Raw genomic sequence first — 22,448 nt, 5'->3', positions numbered from 1 at the left:
ACCAGCCGCCACCGGCCAACAGGCCGGAACGACCAGACGAGGAAGACGAACCGTGCAACTCGAAGCGCACGCCCCGTCCGTACCGCCTTCCGAAACGATCTCCCCGCCCGGCCTCACGGAGGACTCCGCCTTGACCCCGCTCACCGCGCTCACCGCGCTCGACGACGCCATCGAGAACCTCGGCGTACCCGTCCCCTGCCGCTCCTACGACCCGGAGGTCTTCTTCGCCGAGTCGCCGGCCGACGTGGAGTACGCCAAATCCCTCTGCCGCACCTGCCCGCTGATGGAGGCCTGCCTCGCCGGCGCCAAGGAGCGGCGTGAGCCCTGGGGTGTCTGGGGTGGCGAGCTGTTCGTCCAGGGTGTTGTCGTGGCCCGCAAGCGGCCCCGTGGCCGCCCGCGCAAGAACCCGGTCACAGCATGAACATCACCGGAACGATCGACCGCCCCCTCACGCACGACCCCAAGAAGCAGGCCCCGATGAAGCCGTCCACGAGCGAGCCCGCCGGCTCCGCGACTCCACACTTCACCACCACCGGCGCGAACGACTCGCGTCAGAACAGGACCCGAGAAATGCATCTCATGCCAGAAGCCCTGGCTCGTGCGCATATGCACGAGCGCCTGCACCAGGCCGAGCAGGAACGCCGGGCCATGCGCCTGGCGGTGGCCCGCCGGATGCAGCGCCGGGCCGAGCGCGCGTCGATGCGTGCCCGCCGTGCGCTCGCCATGGCGGTCATGCAGTAGCCGCCATGCGGCAACCGGCATAACCAGCCTGGCCAGGCACATCACCACCACCGACAACAGTGGCTCCCCGCGGGGGCCGGTCCGAACGGGCCGGCCCCCGCGGTGCGTGGTGACCACGGATCCGTCGACCGCGGGGCTATCGTCGCCGAGTGACGAGTCTTTCCGGAGACAGCGACGACAGCGGCTCCGCCGCAGAACCCCACACCCTCGTGTGCGCCCGCTGCGGCACCACCGCCGGAGCCCCTCAGCCCCTGTGGATCTGTTCCGTGGAACACGGCCGACGGCACTACTTCTGCGAGACCTGCACCCGGGAGAACCTGCGGGCGATCGAGGGGCGACTGGACTCGGCCTGGTGGTGAACCACGGGCCGGTCCCCGCGCCCGCGGACCGGCATTCGCGGACTGGGCCTTGACCGTGTCCATGCCCTCAGCCGTGTCCGTGCCCTTGGCCGAGCCCATGCCCGGGCCGGGATCGCTCAGACAGCAGACGAGCCGTCGCCGAGCGAACCGGTCACGCCTCCGCGGCTGACTCGCCCTCCTCCTCTTCGGGCAGGAAACCGGGCAGCCACTCCTCCAGTTCGTCGCGCATGCGTACCGTCGCACCGAGTTGGCACAGGACACCGATGGTGCTCAGCGTGACCCGGTGGATGAGGAGGTAGGACGGGGGCAGGTTCAGCTGCTTGCCCAGTTGATGCGCGGGGGAGCGGGGGTCGGCGATGCGGGCGGCCTGGCTGCGCATCCAGCCGCGGGCGAAGGAGAACTCGTCGGCGCGGACCGGTTCGATGATGGGGTGCAGGTAGTCGAGAACCGCGTCCGGGTCCAGGTCTATCGATTCCTTCACGAACCCCTCCGTGCGGAGCATCTCGTAGACGCCCTCCGCCTCGCCCTCGATCGTCAGCCGAAGGGCCGCACCGATCGTGGCAGGCAGCCCGCCCGGCAGCCGGTCCACCGTGCCGAAGTCCAGGACGCCCAGGCGCCAGCCGAGCTTTTCGTCAGGCAGGAGGCGGAAGTTGCCCGGATGCGGGTCGGCGTGCAGGAGGCCGGTGCGGGCCGGACCGGAGAACAGGAAGCGGGTCAGCAGCTGGCCCGCCCGGTCACGCTGCTCCTGAGTGCCGTCGGTGATCACCTCGGAGAGAGGCGTGCCCTCCATCCACTCGGTCACGAGCACCTGGTCGCACTGGTGGACCACGGCGGGGACCACGACGTCCGGGTCGTCCGCGAACTCCTCCGCGTGCGCCTGCTGGGCCTGGGCCTCCAGGCCGTAGTCGAGCTCCTCGGAGACCCGGTCCCGTAGCTCCGCGATGAGCGGTTTGATGTCCATGCCGGGGATCAGCGGGCCCAGCAGCCGCGCGAACCGGCTGAGCTGGCCGAGGTCGGAGAGCAGGGCCTCGCCCGCGCCCGGATACTGCACCTTCACCGCGACCGTGCGGCCGTCGTGCCAGACCGCGCGGTGCACCTGGCCGATCGAGGCCGCGGCGGCCGGCTTCTCCTCGAACTCCAGGAACAGCTCCTGCCAGTCCTCCCCGATGCGCTCCTCCAGCACTGCGTGCACCGTGCGGGTCGGCATCGGGGGAGCGGCGTCCTGGAGCTTCGTCAGAGCTGCGCGGTAGGGGCCCGCGACCTCCTCGGGGAGCGCCGACTCGAAGACGGACAGGGCCTGCCCGAACTTCATCGCACCGCCCTTCAGCTCGCCCAGGACCTTGAACAGTTGCTCCGCCGTGCGCTGCTGGAGTTCGCGGCCCACCAGCTCGGCCGACTCGCCGACGATCCGCTTGCCGAGTCCCCAGGTGGCCCGGCCCGCGATGCCGAGCGGAAGCGCGGCGAGCTTGGCGGTCCGGGTGACCGCCTTGCGGGGAAGATCAGACATGCGCCCTCCAAGTCCCAGCAGGCCGTGCCGCGTGTGCCTTGCGGGACAACCTCGTTGACCGCTGTTGCTCCGCCATTGTCGCGCGCGCCTCCCCCTCCTTCGGGGTGTGTTCCCCGTTACCTTTCTCGCCCTCGCCCTTTTCGGCGGCTGAGCAGGAGCACCCCGCGTGGGGCCACACCGGGCGTGCGTGCCAGTCGAAGCCCGGGGCCGAGACCTCCCAGCGGGCTCCCGCACTGGACGGCAGCTGCCCGTCGAGGAACGCGAGCGCATGCCCCGCGGCCAGCCCGGCGACGGCCGTGGCCAGTGTGACATCACAGGCTTCGAGCTGATGAGGGCGGCCGGAACGCCACTGGGCGACCAGCCGTGGCCAGGTCTCGTCGCGGTCGGCACGGCTCTGGTCGAGGCAGCCCGCACATCCGGTCTCGCCGGGCAGGACCAGGGGGCCGACCACGCCGGTCCCCTCGACCACGCCGGCATAGAGGTGTGGTGTGCCCGAGGCGATGAGCGGTTCCGCGACGGAGGGCCTCGGGGCGTGGACGTCGACACCGGCACGCGGGGCGAGCACCACCAGCGAGAAGCCGGGCTCCTCGCGCAGGCGGTCCACCGGGGTGTCCTCGGACGGTTTCGCGTGCTGCCGGGCCCCGCGGCGGCGACGGGGCGGGCGATCCGGTGCCGCGTGGCGGGCGGCTCGGCGCGCGGCCATGTCCCTGCGTTCACCGATCGACTCCGCCGGCAGACCACCGGGTGTCACGTCCCACGGCTCGACCCGGCCGACATCGCGTACGTCCACCTCACCGACGCCGGCGGCCGAGAGCAGGGAGGCGAGCGTCGCGCCCACCCTGCCCGCGCCGCGTACCTGCACTCTCAGTGACCGGCGCGCCGCCAGCCGATCGAGGGCGTCACCCGGCTCGGGCGCGATCAGGGAGAGCGCGGCGGCGTCGGGACGCAACCGCTCCATGACCTCGCGCCTGCCGCGCAGCTCGTCCGCGGCCGGACCGCCGCCCGTCGCGTCGTCCAGCAGGCCGGACCGGGTGAGCCGGTCCACCAGGCCGTCGACGTGGCCGTCCGGCAGGCCCATCCGGCGCCCCTCCTCGCGCAGGAGCGGCAGCCCGCGTGTCCCGTCGAGCAGGGACAGGAAACTGCCCGTCGCCGTGTCCATCGGACCCAGCACCATGGCGTGTGCCGGTGCCAGACCGAACTGCACGGTATTGAGATCCCGCCAGCCGCGCCGGAGCGCGGGCTTCACCATCGGATGCATGATCGGCCCCCGTCAGCCCTGAATCGGTCGCTGTGTGTCGGCGGTGCGAGCGCACGGTCCGCCGACGAGTGCCAGCATGCACGGACCGCGACGATGCCTGTCGAAAGTTGTCCACAGGCGACGGCATCCGTCGTACAAATCCGTCGCTCGGAGGGCGCATCGACATCGAACCCTTCCGGAGGCGGGACTTCCCCCGTGTGCAGCGGGTAACGTCGGGACGTGCCCGCCGACCCACTGCACCGCGCCGGAAAGCCACAGCGCAGCACGACGAGCCAGCCGCCGAGCGGCTCACGAGCGAGCGCGATCGAGGTCCGCAGGAGCGCGAGACGACGCAGAACCGTCTCCGCGTACCGCGAGGGCGATCGCACCGTCGTGCTCATCCCCGCCCGGATGTCCGAAGCCGAGGAGCAACGCTGGGTGACCGTCATGCTCGACAAGCTGGCGGCGCAGGAAAGCAAACGGCGTCTCGGCGACTCCGAACTGACGGAGCACGCCGCACGGCTCTCGGACCAGTACTTCGGTGGTCGCGCCCGGCCCGCCTCCGTCCGGTGGGTCACCAACCAGAACACCCGCTGGGGCTCCTGCACCCCCGCCGAGGGCAGCATCCGCCTGTCGCACCGGCTGCAGGGCATGCCCGAGTACGTCGTCGACTACGTCCTGCTCCACGAACTCGCGCACCTGCTCGTACCGGGGCACGGGCCCCGTTTCTGGCAGCTGCTGGAGGCGTATCCGCGCACCGAGCGGGCGCGCGGCTACCTCGAAGGGGTGGTCGCCGCCGACCGGCTGCCGCACCGGCCGGTCGCCCCGGACGAGTGACACCGCTTCCCGGGGGTCCGGCGAACGCGGTTCACGGCCCGTGCTCCGCAGGCGCGCCGCGGGCCGGCGTGGGCATCCCGGAAGACGTATCCCGCATGTGTGTGCGTTTGTGCAACCGGTGACCGAAGTCGCGCTTTTGTACCGTCTCTGTACCAGCCTCGTACGCTTCACGACTTTGCGGTTAGCCTGACGCGACGCACTCGCAGGCGTACGCACTTTCGGGACGGGATGGGGGACGGTCGTTACGCATGGCCAGGGAATTCCAACGCGGCCACAAGGCCAAGATCAGTGACCTCACCGCGGGCACGGACCTGTACGTAGGCGTACAGATCTCCGGCCCCGGGCTGACCTTCGACATCAGCTGCTTCGGTCTGGACGCCGACGAACGGCTGTCGGACGACCGCTACTTCGTCTTCTTCAACCAGCCGAAGTCCCCCGAGGAGTCGATCCAGCTCCTGGGTGCCCAGTCCGGTGACACGGAGTCCTTCCGCGTCACTCTGGACAGGATCCCGCCCCAGATCCAGAAGCTGTCGTTCACGGCGACCATCGACGGCAACGGCCAGATGTCGCAGATCGCCCCCGGGTACGTCCGTATCGTCGCGGGTGGCGAGGAGGTGGCCCGGTATCCGTTCGACGGCTCGGAGTTCTCCACCGAGCGCGCCGTGATGCTGGGCGACTTCTACCTGAAGGACGTGTGGCGGTTCGCGGCCGTCGGACAGGGCTTCGACGGCGGCCTCGACGCGCTGCTGAAGAACTTCGGCGGCGAGGTCGCGGAGGAGGAGCCCGCAGCCGCACCGCAGCCACCGCAGACCGGTGCCGCCCCCGGCTTCGCCCCGCCCGCGTTCGGTGCCCCCGCCGCTCCGGCCCCCGCGCCCACGCAGGGATACGCACCCCCGGCACCCGCACAGGGTTACGCGCCCCCAGCGCCCGCGCAGGGGCACGCGCCTCCGGCGCCCTCCCCCTCCGTGCACGTCGCGCCGACCATCGCCGCGCCCCTTCACACGCCGCCCGGCGGCACTGTTCCGCCCCCGGCACCGCCGGCGCCGCAGGGTGGCCCGTTCACCCCGCCCGGCGCGCCGCCCCAGGGCGGGCCCTTCACTCCTCCGGGCGCCGCGCCCCAGGGCGGCCCCTTCACACCCCCCGGCGCCGCCCCGCAGGGCGGACCGTTCACGCCCCCCGGGGCCTTCCCGGGGCAGGCCCAGCCCTTCGGCGGTGGCGCGCAACTGGCGCCGGTGCCGCCGGAGGCGGGACTGAGGGTCGTCCTGACGAAGTACTCCGAGGCCCCCGTCGGGGACCGCTGGACCGAGCAGAACCCGCAGCTGGTGCGGACGACGCTCACCAAGGGCGCCAACATCCTCGCCAAGCAGGGCAGCATGGTCGCCTACCAGGGCGACATCGACTTCGCCCACAAGGGTTCCGGACTGCTCGGCAAGTTGACGGGCCAGCTCACCGGTCAGGGCATGGCCCTGATGCGGTGTTCCGGGGACGGCGAGGTGTTCCTCGCCGACGAGGGCAGCCGCCTCTTCGTCATCCGCCTGGAGAACGAACAGCTCTACACCAGCGCGCCGGGCGTCCTCGCCTTCGACGAGTCCCTGGACACGGAGGTCCGCCGGATCGAGGGTGCGGGCCTGCCGGGCGGCGGTCTGTTCAGCATGCTCTTCTCCGGCACGGGCGCGGTCGTCGTCAAGACGCGCGGCGTGCCCGTCGTCCTGCCCGTCGGTCCGGCCACCTACGTCGACGGCAACGCCGTCATCGCCTGGTCCGCGGGTGCGCAGGCCGTCACCACCACCTCGCTCAGGCTGCGCCGCTCCGGGTACGCACGGCAGACCCAGGAGGCCGTCAACCTCCAGTTCCGCGGCGCGCCCGGCAACTTCGTCGTCGTCCAGCCCTTCGAGGTGTGAGGCAGAGCATGGACCTCCAGACACTCAACGCGCACCGCTCCGCCGCCACCGGCGTCCGCATGGGCGTGCACAGTTCCAAGACGCTCAAGGTCACCATGGTCAGCGGCCAGGACCTCTTGGCCAAGGCCGGCTCGATGATCGCGTACGACGGGTACGTACAGTTCGACGGCCCGCCCGCCACGCTGCGCCGCAGCGCGGAGGAGATGGTCAGCGGCGAGGGCGGCAAGCTCATGCTCTGCCGGGGCGACGGGGACCTCTACCTCGCCGACTACGGCGGTGACGTCCTCGTCCTCCATCTGAACAACGAGGCGCTGTCCGTCAACGGCCCCACCTTGCTGGCCTGCGACGCCTCGCTCCAGCTCACCATCGAGCCGGTCAAGGGCCTCGCCAAGCTCTCCGGTTCGGGCCTGACCAACCTCGTGATCCGCGGCACCGGGTGGGTCGCCCTGGTCAGCCGGGGCGTGCCGATCTCCCTCGACTGCGCCGAGCGGGAGACGTACGTCGACCCGGACGCGCTGATCGCCTGGACCGACGGCCTCGACATGAAGGCCCGCCGCACCATGAAGGCCAGTGCGCTGATCGGCCGGGGCAGCGGAGAGGCGTTCCAGATCGGTTTCAAGGGACGGGGCTTCGTGGTCGTCCAGCCCAGCGAGGACACCGGCGACCGTTTCAAGATCCGTGGCTGACCGGGGCCGAGAGGAGAACAGCACACCATGCACAGCACGCTCTTCGCGCACATCCCGGTGAACCACACCGAGCGCTACACACTGCAGAACCCACAGCTGCTCAAGACCGATGTCACCATCGGCAGCAGTCCCGTCCTGGCCCGTCAGGGCGCCATGGTCGCCTTCGAGGGGCAGGTCGACTTCGACAGCCAGTACCGCAACCGCAGCTGGCGCAACGCCGAGCGGATGACCGGTGAGCGCCTCGAACTCATGCGCTGCAAGGGCAACGGGGTCGTGTACCTCGCCAACTTCGCGCAGTACCTGCACATCATGGAGGTCGGCGGCGGCATCACCGTCGACTCCTCCGCCGTGCTCGCCTTCGACGGCTCCCTGAACGTCGGCATCGTCGCCGTGGACAGCGCCGTCGAGGTGGCCTCGGCCGGGGCGTACAACCTGGAGCTGTCCGGTGGCGGCAAGGTCGTCCTGATGACCTCGGGGGAGCCGCTGGCCCTGGAAGTGACCCCGGAGAAGAACATCTGCGTCGACTCGGACGCGGTCATCGCCTGGTCCACCTCGCTGCGCACCCAGCTCCAGGCGCCGACCTCCACGTCCGCGGTGTGGCGCCGCAGGGGCTCCACCGGTGAGGGCTGGGAGATGCACTTCGGGGGCCACGGGCATGTCCTGGTGCAGCCGAGCGAGCTGCTGCCGCCGCAGCATCTGCGCACGTCCGGGGTGCTCGGACAGTTCGGCATGGGAGGCGGCGGGCTGAGCGGCAACTCCCTCGGGGGTAGCCGCAACTGATCAGCGGCCGTACGCGCCGCACGTGAGTACGGGTAAGGGGCGTCCGCCTGGCGGACGCCCCTTACCGTGTCCGTCCCCCCGGTGGGGGCCTGCCCACCACCCGTCGGCAGCACACCCGCCGCCCCTCCGACGCCACACGAAAGAGCGAGGTCAGAGCCTCCGAAAGAGCGAGGTCAGAGCCGTGCTCGGGTGGCGTCCAGCAGACGTACGACCGAGTCGTCGGCGACGGTCGGAACCTCGTCGTAGGGGAACCAGCGCAGGTCGAGGGACTCGTCGCTGATCGCTTCGACGGCGCCGGCGGGGGCGAGCGCCGCGTACTGCACGTCGAGGTGCCAGGCGCACGGGGTGTGGTGACGGTCGAGACGGACCGGACCGCTGGGCAGCAGCGTCAGGCCCGCGATACCGGACTCCTCCGTGGCCTCGCGCAGGGCGGAGCCCGCGAGCGTGCCGTCCCCGGGCTCGCAGTGGCCGCCCATCTGGAGCCACATGCGCAGCTTCCTGTGGAGCGTGAGCAGCACCCGGCCGCGCTCGGGATCGATCACCAGGGCGCTCGCCGTGATGTGCCCGCTGCCGCACGCCTTCCACATGCCGTCCGGGTGGGCGGCGAGGTGATCGAGATATGCCTGGCGCAGCTCGGCCTGGTCCTCGTAGCTCTTGAGTACGAGGACCGCGTCGTCGTGCAGGCTCACTCGGTGTCGTCGTCCTTCTTCTTGAGGTCCGGCTTCTCGGTGGAGCCGCCCGCGGCCTCGCCGAGCATCTTGTCGAGCTCGGAGAAGTCCAGCTGCTCACGGTGGACGAAGCCGTCCGGGTCGTCCAGGTCGGAGGCGGTGGGCAGCATGTCGGGGTGGGCCCACAGGGCGTCGCGGCCGTCGACACCGCGTGCGTCCGTGAGGGAAGCCCACAGGCGGGAGGCGTCGCGCAGACGACGGGGGCGCAGCTCCAGACCGATCAGCGTGGCGAAGGTCTGCTCGGCGGGGCCGCCTGTGGCGCGACGGCGGCGCAGGGTCTCGCGCAGCGCGTCCGCGGACGACAGGCGCGGTTTCGCGGCGGCGTGCACCACCGCGTCCACCCAGCCCTCCACCAGCGCCAGAGCGGTCTCCAGGCGGGCCAGGGCCGCCTTCTGCGCGGGGGTGTCCTCCGGCTGGAACATGCCCTGCTGGAGCGCCTGCTGCAGCTCCTCGGGGTTCTGCGGGTCGAACTGGCCGACCACGTCCTCCAGCTTGGCCGTGTCGACCTTGATCCCGCGCGCGTAGCCCTCGACCGCGCCGAACAGGTGCGAGCGCAGCCAGGGAACGTGGGCGAAGAGACGCTGGTGGGCGGCCTCGCGCAGGGCCAGGTAGAGGCGCACCTCGTCCTTGCCGACGCCCAGGTCCTTGCCGAACGCCTCCACGTTGATCGGCAGCAGTGCGGCCTTGCCGGCCGGGCCGAGCGGCAGCCCCACGTCGGTGGAACCGACGACCTCGCCCGCGAGCACGCCCACGGCCTGCCCGATCTGCTGGCCGAACATGGCGCCGCCCATCGACTTCATCATGCCGATCAGCGGGCCGGCCATGGCCTGCATCTCCTCCGGCAGGATGTCGCCCATGGCGCCGCCGACGCGCTCGGCCACCGGATCGACGAGTTCCTTCCAGGCCGGCAGGGTGGCCTCCACCCACTCCGCGCGGCTCCACGCCACGGCGGAGCCCGCGCCGGACGGCAGGGACGTCGCGTCGTCGAGCCACAGGTCGGCCAGGCGGACGGCCTCCTCGACGGCGGTGCGCTCCGCCGGACCGACACTCGCGTCCTTGGTGCCGTCGGCGGTTCCCTGGGCGACCGTCTGGCGGGCGATCTGCTTGGCCATGTCCCAGTTCACCGGGCCGCCCTCGTACGAGAGCATCTGGCCCAGCTGCTGGAAGGCGGCGCCCAGGTCGGTGGGGTTCATGGAACCGAACATCGCGGCGAACGGATTGTCGGCGCCGGGACCGCCGGCACCGGGAAACCCGAAGCCGAACGGGTTGGCCGGTCCCTGACCACCACCGCTCTGCTGGTCCTTCTTCTTGCCCTCGTCGCCGTCGTCCGGCTCCTCCGGCGGAAGGCCGAATCCGAATGGGGTGTCACTCACGGGATTCCTCGGCTGATAGGGCCATCGGTTTTCTCCGACGGCGCGGCTGCCCGAACACCACCCAGCCTAGACACCACGGCGGGTTAAGGCCTCGGTGCTCCGCCGACCGATGGCCTGCGGCAGGATGGATGCCACCTGGTACGCACGCGTCGCCCGCGTTCGTACTGAAGACAACCGCTGGAGACGCCCGGTGAGTTCCCCAGATCCACAGGTTCGCGCAGCGCGAAACCCCTCAGCCCGCCCGTCACCCGACCGCCACCCCTCGACGGAGGCGCTCCGCGCCGACGCGTCCACCGCCGTGCGCGGGCCCGTCGTCGCGGTCACCGGTGCCGCCTCCGGCGTCGGCGCGCTGCTCACCGAGCGGCTCGCCGAGTCCGACGGGATCCGCCAGGTCATCGCCATCGACGAGCGGCGCGGCGACTGCGCGGCCGCGCAGTGGCACATCCTGGACGTCCGGGACCCGGCGATCGCCGAGAAGCTGCGCGGGGCGGACGTCGTGGTGCACCTGGCGGTCGACCTCGACCTGGGCAGCGACGCGGCGGCCCGCAGCGCGTACAACGTGCGCGGGACGCAGACCGTGCTGACGGCTGCCGCCGCGGCCGGGGTGCACCGGGTGGTGCTGTGCACCTCGGCGATGGTCTATGGCGCGCTCCCCGACAACGAGCTGCCGCTCTCGGAGGACGCCGAGCTGCGGGCGACCGCCGAGGCCACCGGGGTCGGCGACCTCCTGGAGATCGAGCGCCTCGCACGCCGGGCGCCGCGCGCCCATCCGGGCCTCAATGTCACCGTCGTCCGCCCGGCGACGCTTGTCGGAGGCACGGACACGGCCCTGACCAGGTACTTCGAGTCGCCTCGGCTGCTGGTGGTGGCCGGGTCGCGGCCCGCCTGGCAGTTCTGCCACGTCGAGGATCTGTGCGGGGCGCTGGAGTACGCCGTGCTGGAGAAGGTCGACGGGGAGCTGGCCGTCGGCTGCGAGGGATGGCTGGAGCAGGAGGAGGTCGAGGAGCTCAGCGGGATCCGGCGCATGGAGCTGCCGTCCGCCGTCGCTCTCGGTGCCGCCGCCCGGCTTCACCGGATCGGGCTGACGCCGTCGCCGGCCGGTGACCTGGCCTACACGATGTATCCCTGGGTCGTGAGCGGGAGCCGGCTGCACGACGCCGGGTGGCGGCCGCTGTGGACGAACGAGGAAGTACTGGCGGAACTGCTGGAGGAGGTCGCCGGGCGGCACACGGTGGCCGGGCGACGGCTGGGGCGCAAGGACGCGACCGCGGCGGGTGCCGCGGGGGCGACGGTCGCGCTGCTCGGCACGGCGGCGCTGGTGCGGCGGGCCCGGAAGGCGCGCGGGCGGCGCTGAGGGACGCGCCCCCCGCGCCGGGGCGCGCTCGGTCTCGCCGGGCAGGGGGCCGACGCGCCCCCCGGGCCCCCCGGCGGCATGACGGTCCGGTGGCTCTGCCGTGTCCGCGCCTGTAGGTCCCGCCGAGCCGCCCCGCGCGCGTACATGCGTTTTCGGCCTCGTCGGTCCGGGGGCGGGTGGGGCACGATGGGGGTATGGCAGTCAATGATGATCATCCCGGTGAGCAGGGGGCCGAGGAGCCCGTCAAGCTGATCGGGATTCGAGAGACGGCGCTCTCCGTCGACGAGGTGTTCCGGGCGGTCGGGGACGACGCGGCCGGGGGGACCGCGCTGTTCGTGGGGACCGTGCGCAACCACGACGGTGGAGCGGACGTCGACGAGCTGGGCTATTCGTGCCACCCGACGGCCGAGGCCGAGATGCGGCGGATCGCGGAGAAGGTGGTCGCCGACTATCCGGTGCGTGCCCTCGCGGCCGTGCACCGGGTGGGGAACCTGGAGGTCGGAGACCTGGCGGTGGTCGTCGCCGTGTCGTGTCCGCACCGGGGCGAGGCCTTCGAGGCGTGCCGGAAACTGATCGACGATCTGAAGCGTGAAGTGCCCATCTGGAAGCACCAGAAGTTCTCCGACGGCACCGACGAGTGGGTCGGCGCGTAGCCGGGGCCGTGACCGGAACGCGCCCGTGCGCGTTCCGGTTGCGTAACCCGCCCCCCGGCGTGAGCGTTGACGGAGCGGACGGATAATCTGCTGATCAGTCAGTTGGTCGTTTGACAGGGGTTGGGAGGCCGGCATGGCGGCGCTCGCCTGGTTGCTGATTCCGCTCGTGGCCGCGATCGGTGCCGGACTGTGGGGCGGCTGGGCCAGCCGGAACCGCAGGAGCATCGAGGACGGTACCGAGCTCGCGGGCTACTCCCGCTTCCGCGAGGCCATGGAGCGGTCCCACTCCGGTACCTAGACCCCCCGCCCCACCCCGGACGGACGGCCCCGACAGTGCGCCTACATGCCTGTCCCGTACTGTCGTTCCATGCCACGCCGCACCGCGACGATGCTCGCCTCCACCCTGATGCTGATCGCGCTCCTGTGCGCGGGTGTGATCATTCCCGTGCCCTATGCGGAGATGTCGCCGGGGCCGACGGTGAACACTCTCGGGAAGCACGACGGCGAGCCGGTGCTGCGGATCTCCGGGCGCAGGACGTACGCGACGAGCGGCCATCTGAACATGACCACGGTCCGCGTCACCAGCGCCGACTACCGGATGAACCTGGTCGAGGCCGTGTACGGCTGGCTGGCGCACGACAACAAGGTCGTGCCGCACGACACGCTCTACCCGGACGGCAAGACCAAGGAGCAGTCGACGCAGGAGAACGCCGAGGAGTTCAGCCAGTCCCAGGAGAGCGCCAAGGTGGCGGCCCTGAAGGAGCTGGACATCCCGGTGCGGTCCTGGGTGATCGTCTCCACCGTCCTGAAGGACTCCCCGGCCGAGGGCAAGCTGCACGCCGGTGACGTGATCAAGTCCGTCGACGGTACGGCGGTCAAGGTGCCCGAGGACGTGGCGAAGCTGGTCACCCGACACAAGCCGGGCGAGGCCGTGGACTTCGTGATCGTGCCCGCCAAAGCCCAGGCCGCCGCCGAGAAGGCGAACAGGACGGCCACCGAGACCCAGAAGGTCACGATCACCACGGGAAAGTCCGACGACACGGGCGAGGAGCGGGCGATCGTCGGCATCTCGGCCGGCACCGACCACACCTTCCCGTTCACCATCGACATCAAGCTCGCCGACGTCGGCGGCCCGAGCGCCGGACTGATGTTCGCCCTCGGCATCTACGACAAGCTGACTCCGGGCAGCCTCACGGGCGGCACGTTCGTGGCCGGCACCGGCACGATCGACGACCAGGGCAAGGTCGGCCCCATCGGCGGCATCGAGATGAAGACGGTCGGCGCGCGGGCCAAGGGCGCCCAGTACTTCCTGACGCCCGAGGACAACTGCGCCACGGCCGTCAGGGACGTCCCCGACGGACTCACCCTCGTCAAGGTCGGCACCATCGGGGACGCGCTGGGCGCCCTGAAGGACATCCGCGCCGGTGACACCGCCGACCTGCCGAAGTGCACCACCAAGGGCTGACGGGACACGAGGGCGGTCGGAAACGGACGTACGTGGGGGCGCTCCCGGAGACCGGGGGCGCCCCCACGCCGTACGGCGGAGATCAGTCCACGAAGGTCGCGGACAGGGCCTCCGCAAGGCCCGGCACCAGCTCCGGGCCGGTGAGGACCTCGGTCGGGGTGTCCTTCTCGCGCAGACGCAGCGCCGAGTCGCGGGAGCCGTCCCGCAGGACGGCGACCGTCATACGGACCTCCTGGCGCTCCGGGTGGGAGGCGACCCACTGGGCGAGACGGGCCTCGTCGAGGTTCTCGGGGACGGACGACTCGGCGGACGGCGGCAGCATCAGCCGTTCCACGGTCAGCGCGCAGCCGACCACCGCGTCGGGCCAGGCGATGGTGCCGAGGAACTCGTCCAGCGCCTTGCCCGCCGGAATCTCGTCCTGCTCGATCGGAGTGAGACCCACGGTCTCGGACTCGTCCTGCAGACCGAGCTGGGCCGCGAGGGCGGGTTCCTGGGACCGCAGACGCGCGGTATCCACCAGGGCGAAGAGGCGAGCGGGCTGGTCCCAGCCGAGGCCCGAGGCGTACTCGTCGATCTCGAGCACGGCCCGGGTGAGGGGGTTCGCTGCCATGGGAGTGTTGGACATGGTCACAATCCTGCCTCGTTCGTCCCCCGAAGCGGGAACCGAGTAAAGCGTGAGTAAGTTGCATAGGTGAGGCCCCTGCGATCACGGGGCCCGCTGGAGGGTCCGTAGACGCGGGCCTGACGTATCGACAGCGAACTTCGAGGTGCGCACCTTGGCTTTCCAGATGCCGGACCGCGGCGGAGGCCCGACGGGGCCGCGGATCAGAGTGGGCCGACCGTCCCGACGTGTCCGGACGCTGCTCATGACGTTGGGCGTCCTTGCCGTCCTCGGCATGGTCTTCGTCATGTTCGCGGGATTCTGGACGGACTGGCTCTGGTACCGGTCGGTGAGGTATTCGTCCGTCTTCACCACCACGCTCTGGACGAAGATCGGTCTCTTCTTCGTCTTCGGTCTGCTGATGTCGGCCTCGGTCGGCTTCAACATCTGGCTGGCTCACCGGCTGCGGCCGCCGCTGAGCGCCATGTCGATGGAGCAGCAGAACCTCGACCGGTACCGGATGGGCATCGCGCCCTACAAGACGTGGCTGCTCCTCGGGATCACCTCCCTGGTGGGCCTCATCGCCGGCGCCTCCGCCTCCGGGCAGTGGCGCACCTGGCTGATGTGGGTCAACGGGGTGTCGTTCGGCCAGAAGGACCCCCAGTTCGACCTGGACGTCTCCTTCTACGCCTTCGACCTGCCCTGGTACCGCTTCCTGCTCGGCTTCGGCTTCGCCGCGGCCGTGCTCTCGGTGATCGCCGCCGCGCTCACGCACTACCTGTACGGCGGCCTCAGGGTCACCTCCCCGGGCGCGCGTGCCACCGCCGCGGCCACCGGGCACCTGTCGGTGCTGCTCGGGATCTTCGTCGCCCTGAAGGCGGTCGCGTACTGGCTCGACCGGTACGGGCTCGCGGTGAAGTCCAGCGACTTCAAGGCGACCGGCAACTGGACGGGCCTCAGGTACGTCGACGCGAACGCCTACCTGCCGGCCAAGACGATCCTGTTCTGCATCGCCGTCATCTGCGCGCTGCTGTTCTTCGCCACCATCTGGCGGCGCACCTGGCAGCTGCCGGTCATCGGCTTCGGCCTGATGGTGCTCTCCGCGATCCTCATCGGCGGGCTCTACCCGGCGATCGTCCAGAAGTTCCAGGTCCAGCCGAACGAGCAGGCCAAGGAGGCGCCGTACGTCGAGAAGAACCTGGCGGCGACCCGCCAGGCCTACGGCATCGACGGGACCGACGTCGAAGAGTACTCGGGTGTGAGCGACACCACGGACAAGGCCAAGCTCCGCAAGGACGCCGACACCACGGCCAGCATCCGCATGCTCGACCCGAACATCGTCTCGCCGACGTTCCAGCAGCTCCAGCAGATGAGGAACTACTACGCGTTCCCCACGAACCTGGACGTCGACCGGTACGGCAGCGAGGACGGGGCGGAGCAGGACACCGTCATCGGTCTGCGTGAGCTGAACCTCGCGGGCATCCCGAAGAACAACTGGATCAACGACCACTTCCGCTACACCCACGGTTACGGCGTGGTCGCCGCCAAGGGCACCGAGGCCACCTCCGGCGGCCGCCCGGTGTTCACCGAGTCCGACCTGCCGTCCAAGGGCGACCTGGGCAAGTACCAGCAGCGGGTCTACTACGGCGAGAAGACCACCCAGTACTCGATCGTCGGCGGTCCCCAGAAGGAGATCGACTACTCCGACGACAGCGGTGAGAAGACCACCAGCTACAAGGGCAAGGGCGGGGTCAACCTCTCCAGCCCGGTCAACCGGGCCGCGTACGCGGTGGCGTTCAACGAGCCGCAGATCCTCTACTCCGGTGCCATCGGCGAGGGTTCGCGGATCCTGTACAACCGCACGCCCAAGGAGCGCGTCGAGGCGGTCGCTCCCTGGCTGACCATCGACGGTGACGCCTACCCGGCCGTCGTCGACGGGAAGATCCAGTGGATCGTCGACGCGTACACCACCACGAACGGCTACCCGTACGCCTCCCGCACCACCCTGGGCGACACGACGGCCGACTCGCTGACCGCCGACAACAGCCAGCGCGCGGTGGTGGCCCAGCAGAACCAGGTCAACTACATCCGCAATTCGGTGAAGGCGACCGTCGACGCGTACACGGGGCAGGTCAAGCTCTACCAGTGGGACACCCAGGACCCGGTCCTGAAGACCTGGATGAAGGCGTTCCCGAACACGGTGGAGCCGAAGACGGCGATCTCGACGTCGCTGGAGGCCCATCTGCGGTACCCGCAGGACCTGTTCAAGGTCCAGCGCGAGCTGCTCACCCGCTACCACGTGAAGGACGCCGACACGTTCCTCAGCGGCAGTGAGGTCTGGCAGGTCCCGGACGACCCGACCAACACCTCGGGCAACGCGGTGCCGCCGTACTACCTGAGCATGAAGCTGCCGGGCCAGACGGAACAGGCGTTCTCGCTGACCACCACGCTCACGCCGAACGGCCGGGACAACCTCAGCGCCTTCGTGGCGGTCAACGCCGAGGCGGGCACCAAGGACTACGGCAAGATCAGAATCCTGAAACTGCCGACCAGCGAACCGATCGACGGACCGAAACAGGTCCAGAGCCAGTTCAACTCCGAACAGGACATCGCCGAGACGATCAGCCTCCTCAAGAGAGGTGACTCACAGGTCGAGTACGGCAACCTCCTGACGGTCCCGCTCGACGGCGGACTGCTCTACGTGGAACCCGTCTATGTGAAGGGCGGCGGACTCAAGTACCCGCTGCTGCGCAAGGTGCTGGTCACCTACGGCGGCAACACGGCCTTCGAGGACACCCTCGACGCCGCGCTCAACAAGGTGTTCGAGACCGAGGGCACGCCCACGGAGCCACCGGTGGACGACGGCGACGAGGGCACCGACGAGCCGCCGAAGACCGGTGATCCGACGGTCCAACAGGCCCTGGAGGAGGCCCAGAAGGCGTTCGACGAGGGCCAGCAGGCACTCAAGGACGGCGACTGGGAGGCGTACGGCCGGGCCCAACAGGACTTGGAGGACGCGTTGAAGCGCGCCGAGGACGCCCAGGCCAAGGCCGGCGGGAGCGGCGGCAGCGGCAGTGACGGCGGCGACAAGAGCGCCGACAAGAATGCCGACAAGGGCGACGACGGAGGCTCCGGAAGCAGCTGAAACGGCTGATGCAGGGCTCCACCCCGCACCGTGGTACGGTTGCAACGCAACGGCGCGGGGTGGAGCAGCTCGGTAGCTCGCTGGGCTCATAACCCAGAGGTCGCAGGTTCAAATCCTGTCCCCGCTACTGAAGTTGAAGGCCCGGATCCTCATCAGGATCCGGGCCTTCGACGTGTTGTCGGGGAGAGCCGGGCAATCTGTGTTTGACTTGTCGCTCTGTGGGCATGTCGACAAAACGCTGTAGTGACCTCAATGGCTGCGGTATACCAGGTGTACCCAGGTTGCAGGTGGTGCGACGATGGACGTTATGGGGGACAAGGCAACTCTGTTGGAGACAGGGCGGTTTGCGCAGCCTGCCGACTTTGCGCTGCCTGCCGACTTTGCGGTGCCCGCCGAGTCCGCCTCGTCGGTCGAGTCCGTGCGCACGGCGGACGAGGACGAGACGGGGGACGCCGTGGAGGAGGCGCGTCAGCGTCTCGCCGCCGAATCCGGCGACGCCGAGGCGATGAGCGTCGTCGGAGCCATGCTGCTGCGCCGAGGAGACCTCGACGGGGCCGAGCCCTATCTGCGCGGCGCGACCGCCGCCGGGGACCGTGCGGCCGCCAACAACCTGGGCGTCCTGCTGCACCAGCGCGGTTACGCCGACGAGGCCGCCAGCTGGTGGCGGGTCGCGGCCGTCGCCGGTTCCGCCGCCGCCGCGCACGCGCTCGGCCGGCACCACCGTGAGCGCGGCGACGAACCGGCCGCCGAGTACTGGCTGCGCCAGTCCGCCGAGCAGGGGCACGCCCTGGGCGCGTACGCCCTCGCCGACCTGCTGGAGCACCGCAGCGACGCCGCCGCCGAGCGGTGGATGCGGGTCGCCGCGGAGCGCGGGCACCGCGAGGCCGCCTACCGGCTCGCGCGGGCGCTGGACCGGCTCGCCGAGCAGGAGGAGCGCGTCGCCGTGCGCGAGGGGCGCAGAATCGCGCGCGCGGCGTTCGAGATCGGAAGTGCGGGCCGTGAGGCCGCCCGTGAGGGCCGCCCCGTCGTACGGGAGGGCCGCCCGCCCGCGCGGGCGGGGGAGTCCGGTGCCGGCAACGGTGTCGGCGCGGCCGCGGAGGAGGCCGAGCAGTGGTACCGCCAGGCCGCCGCGCGCGGACACCGGCGGGCCGCCCTGCACCTCGGGGCGATCCTGGAGCGGCGCGGTGAGCACAAGGAGGCCGGCCGCTGGTACCTGACCTCCGCCAAGGACGGCGAGCCGCGCGCCGCGTGCGCGCTCGGGTTCCTGCTGCGGGACGCGGGCGACACGGAGAGCGCGGCCGTGTGGTGGCTGCGGGCCGCCCAGGACGGCGACGGCAACGCGGCGAACGCGCTGGGCGCGCTGCACGCCGAGCGCGGCGAGACGCAGACCGCCGAGCGGTGGTACCGCGCCGCGATGGACGCCGGTGACGTCAACGGGGCGTACAACCTCGGGCTGCTCTGCGCCGAGCAGGGACGCACCGCGCAGGCCGAGCAGTGGTACCGGCGGGCCGCCTACGCCGGGCACCGGGAGGCGGCGAACGCGCTGGCCATCCTGTTGCTGCAGGTCGGGGACGCGGCCGGGGCCGAGCCGTGGTTCTCCAAGGCGGCGGAGGCCGGCAGCGTGGACGCCGCCTTCAACCTGGGCATCCTGTTCGCCGGGCGGGGCGACGACGTGACGGCGCTCGTCTGGTACGAGCGTGCGGCCGCCGCGGGGCACACCGAGGCGGCGCTCCAGGTCGCCATCGCGCGGCTGCGCGACGGCGACGAGCGGGCCGCCGAGCGGCATCTGCGGTGTGCCGCGGGCGGGGGCAGCGCGGAGGCCGCGTACCGGCTGGCTGCCGTGCTGGACGCGCGCCGACCGCCGGCGCCCGCGCACGAGCTGGGGGAGCCGGTGCGGGAGAAGAACGAGTGCGAGGAGTGGTACGAGAGGGCCGCGTCCCAGGGGCACCGGCGGGCGCAGGTGCGGGTCGGCATGCTCGCCGCGGGGCGGGGCGACGTGGTCGAGGCGGCCCGGTGGTACCGGGCCGCGGCGGAGTCCGGCTCGCGGAACGGGGCGTTCAATCTGGGGCTCCTGCTCGCCCGCGAGGGCAGTGAGCCGGAGGCCGCGTTGTGGTGGGCCCGGGCCGCCGACGCGGGGCACGGGCGGGCGGCTCTGCGGCTTGCCCTCGTCTACGCGCGTCGGGGTGAGCTGGTGGAGGGCAAGCGGTGGGCCGACCGTGCCGTGGCGCTCGGGCCGGCGGGGGTCACGGAGCGGGCGGCGCGACTGCGGGACGCACTGCGGGACGAGTTGTCGGCGTAGTGGCTCATGGTGGGGCCGGGGCCCGTGGCCAGGTCCCACCACGCGGAGTGCCGACCGGCAGAGGGCGGCGAAGTGGGGCTGGTCCTGTCGGCTCTCCTCAATGGATTTGCGCTGGTCGATGAGGCTCACGTAGTGTTCTGTTCACCGACGCGGGGTGGAGCAGCTCGGTAGCTCGCTGGGCTCATAACCCAGAGGTCGCAGGTTCAAATCCTGTCCCCGCTACTGAAGGCCCAGGGCCCGGAACCGATCAGGTTCCGGGCCCTGGGTGCATGTGAGCGATGTATGGGTGCCCCCGAGCGTTCGAGCGCCGGGGGCTTCGTCGTACGTCGGCGGGGCTAGGCCGTCGCGCAGGTCGGGCAGATGCCCCGGTAGGTGACCTCCACGTCCGAGACGTTGAATCCGAAGCGTTCGGAGGCGGGGAGGTCGGCGAGGGGGTTCCCGGAGGGGTGGACGTCCCGGATCGTGCCGCACCGGGCGCAGACCAGGTGGTGGTGCGGGCGGTGCGCGTTGGGGTCGTACCGCTTGGCCCGCTTGTCCGTGGCGACCTCCAGCACCTCGCCGAGGACGACCAGTTCACCCAGGGTGTTGTAGACGGTCGCCCGGGAGATCTCCGGCAGCTTGGCGACCGCGCGTGTGTGCACCTCGTCGGCCGTCAGATGAACGTGTTCGCCGTCGAGCACCTCGGCCACGACGCGCCGCTGTGCGGTCATGCGCCATCCGCGTCCGCGCAGCCGCTCCAGAAGGTCACTCATACGGCCAGCCTAACAGCCTGGGGGAACAGTTCCCGAACAGGTGTGACTTTAGAGCTTAGCTTGACTTGGATTTGATCCAATATAGGATCTGCTCTGATGTGAGTGGTGGGCGAGAGCTTCGGCAGGCGCCTGGAGGCCGCCGTCCAGGCATGGTGCGGCCGACCGGGGTTGGACCGCTTGTCGTCGGGTGCGGGCCGGGACCTCCTTCGAGAGGGCCCGGCCCGTCCGCGCGTCCGGGGTCAGGCCGTCGCGTGCTGCCGGGCCGGGGTCCAGCAGCGGATGATGTCGCGGACCGAGACGATGCCTATGGGGGCGCCCTTGTCGAGGACGATCAGATGGCGGAAGCCGCCGTGGGTCATGGCGCGGGCCGCTTCCTCCAGGGTCCAGGACGGCGTGGCGAACACGACGTCGGTGGTGGTGTGGGCATGGGCTCGCTCGGCGTCCGGGCTCTGGCCCAGGCCGACGGAGTTGAGGACGTCGCGTTCGGTCAGTATCCCGAGTCCGCCGGCGTCCGGGTCGAGGACCACGGCCGCGCCGATCCGGCGGGCCGACATCAGGGCGGCGGCCTGCCGGAGAGTGTGATCGGGGCCGATGGTGAGGACCACTGTGCTCATGGCGTCGCGGACGAGCATGGAGTTCAGCCACCTCCTAGGGCACCCCGGTGAGGGATGGTGCAGACCCGGCGCCGGAGGCGCCCATTCAGCACTGCACAAGTTCACAAGTGGGGGAGCTCTCAATGTGGCAGGTAAAGCGGAGGTCAACAAGGGGGCGTGCATGGTCAGTTCGGGGCGCCTCGGGATCACTCCGGTATTCCGTACGCGTCGGACGTGGCCGACCGGGGCGGACGGGGCGAGGGGAGGGGGAAGCGGTCAGTAGCGCTCGTTCAGGTATCCCAGCAACTCGTCGTGGAGCAGACCGTTCGACGCCGCCGCGTTGCCGCTGTGCGGGCCGGGGCGGCCGTCGAGCCCGGTGAAGCTGCCGCCCGATTCGGTGACGATGATCGCGTTGGCGGACATGTCCCACAGCGACAGCTCCGGTTCGGCGCAGATGTCCACCGAGCCCTCGGCGACCATCATGTACGGCCAGAAGTCGCCGTACGCGCGCGTGCGCCACACCTCGCGGGTCAGGTCCAGGAAGCCGTTCAGGCTGCCGCGCTCCTCCCAGCCGCTGAGGGAGGAGTACGCGAAGGAGGCGTCCGAGAGCTGCGCGACGCGGGATACGTGCAGGCGGGAGGCCGAGCTGAGACTGCGGCCCGTGAAGGCGCCGTGGCCCTTCGCCGCCCACCAGCGGCGGCCCAGGGCGGGGGCGGAGACGACGCCGACGACGGGCTGGTAGCCGCCCTCGCCCGCCTCCATCAGGGAGATCAGGGTGGCCCAGACGGGGACGCCCCGAACGTAGTTCTTGGTGCCGTCGATCGGGTCGACGACCCAGCGGCGGGGGCCGGTGCCGGCGAGGCCGAACTCCTCGCCGAGGATGGCGTCCCGGGGGCGGGCGCGCTGGAGCTGGCCGCGGATGAGTTCCTCGGCGGCCTTGTCGGCCTCGCTCACCGGGGTCATGTCCGGCTTCGTCTCGACCTTCAGGTCGAGGGCCTTGAAGCGGGCCATCGTGGTCGCGTCGGCGGCGTCCGCGAGGACGTGGGCGAAGCGGAGGTCGTCGAGGTAGTCGGCCATGTGGCGAACGGTATCTGTCGAGGTCGGTGCGGGGCTACAGGGGGCCGGGGGACGATCGGGGCCCAGGATCCGGGGCAGAGGGAACGCCCGGCGCCCGGTCCCCTGCCCCGCCGGGCGGGCCTCGCTCGCTCTCCGGCGTACACCGGGCGCCCGCCGGGTGCCGTCGCGCCCGCCGGTGGCGCCCCGGCGCCCAGCAGCGTCGGCCCGTATAGGCGGTGTGGAGGCCGAAGCCCGGCGGCGGGGGAGAGAGTGGCCGATGTCCGGCGCCGGGGACGGGCGGGCGGACCGTGTGCGCGAGCAGGGACTCTCGGTGGGTGCCGTCGCTCCCACCGACGGCACCGGCGTCTCAGGCAGGTCGGC

At 71.1% G+C, this 22,448-nt stretch carries 21 protein-coding genes and 2 tRNA genes; 15 read left to right on the top strand and 8 right to left on the bottom strand.

The window, feature by feature from the left end; genetic code table 11:
* The first annotated feature begins 52 nt into the window (after nucleotides 1-52).
* The 3 genes from ACFU5F_RS02440 (at nucleotide 53) to ACFU5F_RS02430 (ending at nucleotide 1,100) form a co-directional block, all read left to right on the top strand.
* Nucleotides 53-421, top strand: coding sequence for a WhiB family transcriptional regulator (locus ACFU5F_RS02440; RefSeq protein ID WP_383880754.1), 369 nt, complete (start codon nucleotides 53-55; stop codon nucleotides 419-421).
* Nucleotides 418-741: a hypothetical protein gene (locus tag ACFU5F_RS02435; protein WP_383880751.1), complete on the top strand. Its 324-nt coding sequence runs from the start codon at nucleotides 418-420 to the stop codon at nucleotides 739-741. Before ACFU5F_RS02440 ends, ACFU5F_RS02435 begins: the two co-directional genes overlap by 4 nt.
* 149 nt (nucleotides 742-890) lie before the next feature.
* Nucleotides 891-1,100: a hypothetical protein gene (locus tag ACFU5F_RS02430; protein ID WP_383880748.1), complete on the top strand. Its 210-nt coding sequence runs from the start codon at nucleotides 891-893 to the stop codon at nucleotides 1,098-1,100.
* A 151-nt stretch (nucleotides 1,101-1,251) separates the two neighbouring features.
* Here the strand turns inward: ACFU5F_RS02430 and ACFU5F_RS02425 are convergent, their stop codons facing one another.
* Together ACFU5F_RS02425 and ACFU5F_RS02420 are read right to left on the bottom strand one after the other, a co-directional pair.
* Entirely contained in the window at nucleotides 1,252-2,607 is a 1,356-nt protein-coding gene (locus tag ACFU5F_RS02425; protein WP_383880745.1) for an ABC1 kinase family protein, read from the bottom strand.
* Entirely contained in the window at nucleotides 2,600-3,865 is a 1,266-nt protein-coding gene (locus ACFU5F_RS02420) for a TOMM precursor leader peptide-binding protein (RefSeq protein ID WP_383880742.1), read from the bottom strand. The genes ACFU5F_RS02425 and ACFU5F_RS02420 overlap by 8 nt, the downstream gene beginning before the upstream one ends.
* 219 nt (nucleotides 3,866-4,084) lie before the next feature.
* On the opposite strand from ACFU5F_RS02420, the gene ACFU5F_RS02415 reads away from it, so the two are divergent.
* From ACFU5F_RS02415 to ACFU5F_RS02400, 4 genes are all read left to right on the top strand, one after another.
* On the top strand, nucleotides 4,085-4,681 hold the full coding sequence (locus ACFU5F_RS02415; RefSeq protein ID WP_383880739.1) for a M48 family metallopeptidase: 597 nt from the start codon (nucleotides 4,085-4,087) through the stop codon (nucleotides 4,679-4,681).
* A 248-nt stretch (nucleotides 4,682-4,929) separates the two neighbouring features.
* Nucleotides 4,930-6,582 carry a TerD family protein gene (locus ACFU5F_RS02410; protein WP_383880736.1) on the top strand — a complete coding sequence of 551 codons (1,653 nt, stop codon included), beginning with the start codon at nucleotides 4,930-4,932 and terminating at the stop codon, nucleotides 6,580-6,582.
* 8 nt (nucleotides 6,583-6,590) lie between these two features.
* Nucleotides 6,591-7,268, top strand: a complete 678-nt coding sequence (locus ACFU5F_RS02405; protein ID WP_383880733.1) for an AIM24 family protein — start codon at nucleotides 6,591-6,593, stop codon at nucleotides 7,266-7,268.
* 27 nt (nucleotides 7,269-7,295) lie between these two features.
* Nucleotides 7,296-8,048 (top strand): AIM24 family protein, encoded by a 753-nt coding sequence (locus ACFU5F_RS02400; RefSeq protein ID WP_383880731.1) that lies wholly within the window; start codon nucleotides 7,296-7,298, stop codon nucleotides 8,046-8,048.
* A 173-nt stretch (nucleotides 8,049-8,221) separates the two neighbouring features.
* Here ACFU5F_RS02400 and ACFU5F_RS02395 read toward each other — a convergent pair whose 3' ends face one another.
* Together ACFU5F_RS02395 and ACFU5F_RS02390 are read right to left on the bottom strand one after the other, a co-directional pair.
* Nucleotides 8,222-8,737 (bottom strand): NUDIX hydrolase, encoded by a 516-nt coding sequence (locus tag ACFU5F_RS02395; protein WP_383880728.1) that lies wholly within the window; start codon nucleotides 8,735-8,737, stop codon nucleotides 8,222-8,224.
* Complete coding sequence (locus ACFU5F_RS02390; RefSeq protein WP_383880725.1) at nucleotides 8,734-10,149, bottom strand: zinc-dependent metalloprotease; 1,416 nt, start codon at nucleotides 10,147-10,149, stop codon at nucleotides 8,734-8,736. Before ACFU5F_RS02390 ends, ACFU5F_RS02395 begins: the two co-directional genes overlap by 4 nt.
* A 190-nt stretch (nucleotides 10,150-10,339) precedes the next feature.
* Between ACFU5F_RS02390 and ACFU5F_RS02385 the strand changes: the two genes are divergently transcribed.
* From ACFU5F_RS02385 to ACFU5F_RS02370, 4 genes are all read left to right on the top strand, one after another.
* Nucleotides 10,340-11,503 carry an SDR family oxidoreductase gene (locus ACFU5F_RS02385; RefSeq protein ID WP_383880723.1) on the top strand — a complete coding sequence of 388 codons (1,164 nt, stop codon included), beginning with the start codon at nucleotides 10,340-10,342 and terminating at the stop codon, nucleotides 11,501-11,503.
* 194 nt (nucleotides 11,504-11,697) lie between these two features.
* On the top strand, nucleotides 11,698-12,156 hold the full coding sequence (locus ACFU5F_RS02380) for a molybdenum cofactor biosynthesis protein MoaE (RefSeq protein WP_275456207.1): 459 nt from the start codon (nucleotides 11,698-11,700) through the stop codon (nucleotides 12,154-12,156).
* 133 nt (nucleotides 12,157-12,289) lie between these two features.
* Nucleotides 12,290-12,454 (top strand): hypothetical protein, encoded by a 165-nt coding sequence (locus ACFU5F_RS02375; protein WP_383880721.1) that lies wholly within the window; start codon nucleotides 12,290-12,292, stop codon nucleotides 12,452-12,454.
* Between the two features lie 69 nt (nucleotides 12,455-12,523).
* Nucleotides 12,524-13,621 (top strand): PDZ domain-containing protein, encoded by a 1,098-nt coding sequence (locus ACFU5F_RS02370; protein ID WP_383880719.1) that lies wholly within the window; start codon nucleotides 12,524-12,526, stop codon nucleotides 13,619-13,621.
* A gap of 82 nt (nucleotides 13,622-13,703) precedes the next feature.
* Here ACFU5F_RS02370 and ACFU5F_RS02365 read toward each other — a convergent pair whose 3' ends face one another.
* The gene (locus tag ACFU5F_RS02365) at nucleotides 13,704-14,246 is read right to left on the bottom strand and encodes a PPA1309 family protein (RefSeq protein WP_383880717.1); all 543 of its coding nucleotides are present in this window, start codon (nucleotides 14,244-14,246) and stop codon (nucleotides 13,704-13,706) included.
* A 163-nt stretch (nucleotides 14,247-14,409) separates the two neighbouring features.
* Here ACFU5F_RS02365 and ACFU5F_RS02360 point away from each other — a divergent pair, with 163 nt between their 5' ends.
* The 4 genes from ACFU5F_RS02360 to ACFU5F_RS02345 all read left to right on the top strand — a co-directional run bounded on the left by ACFU5F_RS02360 (nucleotide 14,410) and on the right by ACFU5F_RS02345 (nucleotide 19,888).
* Nucleotides 14,410-17,367 carry a UPF0182 family protein gene (locus ACFU5F_RS02360; protein WP_383881037.1) on the top strand — a complete coding sequence of 986 codons (2,958 nt, stop codon included), beginning with the start codon at nucleotides 14,410-14,412 and terminating at the stop codon, nucleotides 17,365-17,367.
* Nucleotides 17,368-17,420: 53 nt separating this feature from the next.
* A tRNA-Met gene (locus ACFU5F_RS02355) sits at nucleotides 17,421-17,494 on the top strand.
* A 171-nt stretch (nucleotides 17,495-17,665) separates the two neighbouring features.
* Nucleotides 17,666-19,666 carry a sel1 repeat family protein gene (locus tag ACFU5F_RS02350; RefSeq protein WP_383880715.1) on the top strand — a complete coding sequence of 667 codons (2,001 nt, stop codon included), beginning with the start codon at nucleotides 17,666-17,668 and terminating at the stop codon, nucleotides 19,664-19,666.
* Between the two features lie 148 nt (nucleotides 19,667-19,814).
* Nucleotides 19,815-19,888 (top strand) — tRNA-Met (locus tag ACFU5F_RS02345).
* A gap of 113 nt (nucleotides 19,889-20,001) precedes the next feature.
* Here the strand turns inward: ACFU5F_RS02345 and ACFU5F_RS02340 are convergent.
* The 3 genes from ACFU5F_RS02340 to hisN all read right to left on the bottom strand — a co-directional run bounded on the left by ACFU5F_RS02340 (nucleotide 20,002) and on the right by hisN (nucleotide 22,088).
* On the bottom strand, nucleotides 20,002-20,418 hold the full coding sequence (locus ACFU5F_RS02340) for a Fur family transcriptional regulator (RefSeq protein WP_383880713.1): 417 nt from the start codon (nucleotides 20,416-20,418) through the stop codon (nucleotides 20,002-20,004).
* 239 nt (nucleotides 20,419-20,657) lie between these two features.
* Nucleotides 20,658-21,050: a cyclic nucleotide-binding/CBS domain-containing protein gene (locus tag ACFU5F_RS02335; RefSeq protein ID WP_383880710.1), complete on the bottom strand. Its 393-nt coding sequence runs from the start codon at nucleotides 21,048-21,050 to the stop codon at nucleotides 20,658-20,660.
* Between the two features lie 237 nt (nucleotides 21,051-21,287).
* Nucleotides 21,288-22,088, bottom strand: coding sequence for a histidinol-phosphatase (gene hisN, locus ACFU5F_RS02330; protein WP_383880707.1), 801 nt, complete (start codon nucleotides 22,086-22,088; stop codon nucleotides 21,288-21,290).
* Nucleotides 22,089-22,448 lie beyond the last annotated feature (360 nt).

It is taken from the genome of Streptomyces sp. NPDC057438 (assembly GCF_042802995.1).
In the GTDB taxonomy this organism is placed as follows: Bacteria; Actinomycetota; Actinomycetes; order Streptomycetales; family Streptomycetaceae; genus Streptomyces.
This window is presented reverse-complemented; position numbering and strand designations above follow the sequence as displayed.

Coding starts and splice junctions, on each gene's coding strand:
- ACFU5F_RS02435 (WP_383880751.1), top strand. CDS start 418: ATGAACATCACCGGAACGATCGACCGCCCCCTCACGCACGACCCCAAG.
- ACFU5F_RS02425 (WP_383880745.1), bottom strand. CDS start 2,607: ATGTCTGATCTTCCCCGCAAGGCGGTCACCCGGACCGCCAAGCTCGCC.
- ACFU5F_RS02420 (WP_383880742.1), bottom strand. CDS start 3,865: ATGCATCCGATGGTGAAGCCCGCGCTCCGGCGCGGCTGGCGGGATCTC.
- ACFU5F_RS02410 (WP_383880736.1), top strand. CDS start 4,930: ATGGCCAGGGAATTCCAACGCGGCCACAAGGCCAAGATCAGTGACCTC.
- ACFU5F_RS02405 (WP_383880733.1), top strand. CDS start 6,591: ATGGACCTCCAGACACTCAACGCGCACCGCTCCGCCGCCACCGGCGTC.
- ACFU5F_RS02400 (WP_383880731.1), top strand. CDS start 7,296: ATGCACAGCACGCTCTTCGCGCACATCCCGGTGAACCACACCGAGCGC.
- ACFU5F_RS02380 (WP_275456207.1), top strand. CDS start 11,698: ATGGCAGTCAATGATGATCATCCCGGTGAGCAGGGGGCCGAGGAGCCC.
- ACFU5F_RS02375 (WP_383880721.1), top strand. CDS start 12,290: ATGGCGGCGCTCGCCTGGTTGCTGATTCCGCTCGTGGCCGCGATCGGT.
- ACFU5F_RS02370 (WP_383880719.1), top strand. CDS start 12,524: ATGCCACGCCGCACCGCGACGATGCTCGCCTCCACCCTGATGCTGATC.
- ACFU5F_RS02365 (WP_383880717.1), bottom strand. CDS start 14,246: ATGTCCAACACTCCCATGGCAGCGAACCCCCTCACCCGGGCCGTGCTC.
- ACFU5F_RS02360 (WP_383881037.1), top strand. CDS start 14,410: ATGCCGGACCGCGGCGGAGGCCCGACGGGGCCGCGGATCAGAGTGGGC.
- ACFU5F_RS02350 (WP_383880715.1), top strand. CDS start 17,666: ATGGACGTTATGGGGGACAAGGCAACTCTGTTGGAGACAGGGCGGTTT.
- ACFU5F_RS02340 (WP_383880713.1), bottom strand. CDS start 20,418: ATGAGTGACCTTCTGGAGCGGCTGCGCGGACGCGGATGGCGCATGACC.
- ACFU5F_RS02335 (WP_383880710.1), bottom strand. CDS start 21,050: ATGCTCGTCCGCGACGCCATGAGCACAGTGGTCCTCACCATCGGCCCC.
- hisN (WP_383880707.1), bottom strand. CDS start 22,088: ATGGCCGACTACCTCGACGACCTCCGCTTCGCCCACGTCCTCGCGGAC.